Annotated in this window: 3 protein-coding genes and 1 pseudogene; 2 read left to right on the top strand and 2 right to left on the bottom strand. The window is 67.2% G+C overall.

Features of this window, described 5'->3' with window-relative positions:
* Window positions 1–199: 199 nt before the first annotated feature.
* Window positions 200–385, top strand: coding sequence for a DUF6059 family protein (locus tag ACWC0C_RS48190; protein WP_450871528.1), 186 nt, complete (start codon window positions 200–202; stop codon window positions 383–385).
* A gap of 313 nt (window positions 386–698) precedes the next feature.
* Here ACWC0C_RS48190 and ACWC0C_RS48185 read toward each other — a convergent pair whose 3' ends face one another.
* Window positions 699–857, bottom strand: coding sequence for a hypothetical protein (locus tag ACWC0C_RS48185; protein WP_450871527.1), 159 nt, complete (start codon window positions 855–857; stop codon window positions 699–701).
* 262 nt (window positions 858–1119) lie between these two features.
* Window positions 1120–1353 carry a hypothetical protein gene (locus ACWC0C_RS48180; protein ID WP_450871526.1) on the bottom strand — a complete coding sequence of 78 codons (234 nt, stop codon included), beginning with the start codon at window positions 1351–1353 and terminating at the stop codon, window positions 1120–1122.
* 28 nt (window positions 1354–1381) lie between these two features.
* Here ACWC0C_RS48180 and ACWC0C_RS48175 point away from each other — a divergent pair.
* A pseudogene (locus ACWC0C_RS48175) lies at window positions 1382–2173 on the top strand (NF041680 family putative transposase); the annotation flags it as partial.
* Window positions 2174–2700 lie beyond the last annotated feature (527 nt).

Here is a 2700-nt window from a genome sequence, read left to right as displayed (position 1 = left end):
CCCACCGCACTCCAGGACCTCCTGACCCAGATCCTCACCGGCCCCCACCACACCACCCACGCCCGGCAACTGAAGAAAGAACACGACACCCTGCCGGCCCCCACTTCCATCGTCTCCACCCTCCAGGAGTTTTCACATGCCCGCGAAACCCCGTCTGCCCGTGCGTAAGCTGCTGAGAGAGTCGTGGCACATCCTTCACATGGGGCTGCTTTCTCTCGGCACCATGTACTACGCCCCGATTGGTCTGGCGCTGTGGTCCAGGGAGGCATCCGAAACGAAGGTTCTCGACGGACCGCCCCCCGGCCACCCCGAGCGGCTGGTCTTGATATCGGAGCTGTCCCCGGCCGAGCGGGAACTGTGGCACCGGATCTGGTCCGTGGGCTGACTGCGATCAGGTTGCTCGGGCGCCGCCTGCTGGAAGGCTGTGGGGGCGGTGTCGGGGAGCAGGCGGGAGAGGTCGAAGGTGGCGGGGTGGAGGTCGGCAGCCAGGAGCAGCTTGTCCGCGACGAACGGGGGCCGCTCCAGCACGGCGATCACCTCGTCGATCGTCGCGTCCGTGATCGCCCAACGACTCCCGGCAACCCGGGCAGGGAACCGGGCCCGGGCCTGTTCCAGCAGCCCGCCTGACGCCCGCGGCGCCGGCGCCAGCACGGATGGGCCCGCCGCGGCGCCACCCGTGGCGTCTCGAACCCGCGCCTTCACCAGGTCCTCCCGAACAGCTCGGTCAACGATTCAGGCCGGTATCCGGCAGCCGGAACGGCCGGGCGGACCTCGGCGGTCTGCCGTTCATGATGCGCGCGGACGGCCTCGACGATCTCGTCCCGGTCCGCCGGCAGGTAGATCTGGGTGGTGCTCAAGTGCGCGTGACCCAAGACCCACTGCACATCCGTCAATGCCAGCTTCGGATCCCGCGCCATCCGATTGAACGAGTCCGTGGCCCGCGCGAAGGCCTCCCGCGGCGACCCGACCGGCGAGGCTGACGTGCATGAACTGCCGACGAAGCCGAAGAAGCAGCCGGCCTAGAAGGCGGCGGCGAAGAAGAGCACGAAGAAGCCGTCCACCCGCCGTCCGCACAGCGCCTAGGTGTACTCGGTCATGACTTTGGTGACAGTCGTCTGATCAGGTCTGGCCTGCGAGCGTGGTGTGTCGGCGTCGAGTGTTGTAGAAGGTCAGCCACGGCGCCAGCGCGTGGTCGCGTTCGGTGTTGCTGCTCCTGCATCGGGACCACTTCCAGTGCGCCATCGCCGATGATGAACGAACTCTTCGACAACTTCTCAGCTCCTCGCGCAGTCGCTCCACGATCTGCTCGTACCGGCCACCGCTGACGTTGCCGACCTTCTCGCTACTGGGCACCGCGCCCACCCCCTGCCAGGCCGGAGCACCGCCTCGTGGCCGTAAAGGGGAACTCCGGCCCGCCCGGTACTGGGCAGAATCCGCCCGCCATCCCGCACAAGCCGTGACAGTCACGGACACCCGCCTCTACGGGAAGGCGACCGCGCAGGCGTGGGACCGGCTGCACCCGAGGCTGACCCGGCGGGCGGCCTGGATCGAGTACGACGGACCGCTGCCCATCATCGAGGGCACCGTCATCCGCCTGGCCGTGGAGAAGCTGCTCTCCGGCGGGGTGAACAAGCCGGTCTGGCTGTGGTGGTCGGGCACCGGTGCCAGCACTGCGGACGTCGACCGCTGCTGGCAGTGCTTCCTCCGACGTTTCGACTTGGAACACACGTTTCGCCTGTTCAAGCAGACACTTGGGTGGACCAAGCCCCGGCTTCGCAGTTCGGAAGCGGCCGACCGGTGGACATGGCTGGTGCTCGCCGCCTATGCCCAACTCCGGCTCGCCCGACCGCTGGCCACCGACCTCCGGCGTCCCTGGGAGAAGCCGACTCCGCCGAACAGACTCACTCTCGCCCGCGTCCGGCGCGGGTTCAGGAACCTGCGCATGAAGACCGCCGGCTCCCCGGCCGGCGCACCAACACCATGCCGGCCCGGGCCCGGCCGACCGCCAGGTTCGAAGAACCGTCGCACGGCCACCCGTCATGACGTGGGCAGAGTCCTCGCCACCGGCGAGGCATACAGCCGCCCCGCCCACCACAAGAAGGGCGCCAAGCCCAGGCGAACCGTCACTGGACTGTCAGATCAGACACCTAAGGGCGCGTTGCTACAGCAGTAACGCCGGACTCTCTCAGCTTGCGGGCCACGCGTTCCATCTCCGGAAGCGTTCCTGAGTAATCACCGTTCACCACGCGGCGCAGCACGGCCTTGGCGCTCGTCAGGGCAATACCGAGCTCAGCCCGCAGCACCCGCATGATGGCGACACCGTTGGCCGACGGACTGCTCACCTGCAGCCTCGCGGGACCATGCTCGGAGAGCATCTGATCCCGCCGTTCCGCCGGCACGTCGCCACCGCACACGGCTACTGCACATCCACAGGCAGAACACGTTGACTCAACGTCCCACCGCAAGCGGCCATCCACGAGGGCCTGAGTCCCCCAACACTCCAGCTCTGCACCGCAGTCCTGACACACCGCGGAGTACCTGACAGATTCGGAAACCGCCTGCTCCATCCCCACCCCCAACGGAGACGAGGTTAAACGACAAGTTTAGCTTGTTCTTTTTCTTCTGGCCTCGAACGGTGTCCCGAACGAGGTCACTCACCTGGGCATTCGCCGGACATGAGGGTGGCCTTCGTCTGATCCT

This window comes from Streptomyces sp. NPDC001709, assembly GCF_053596375.1.
This window is presented reverse-complemented; position numbering and strand designations above follow the sequence as displayed.

Coding starts and splice junctions, on each gene's coding strand:
- ACWC0C_RS48190 (WP_450871528.1), top strand. CDS start 200: ATGGGGCTGCTTTCTCTCGGCACCATGTACTACGCCCCGATTGGTCTG.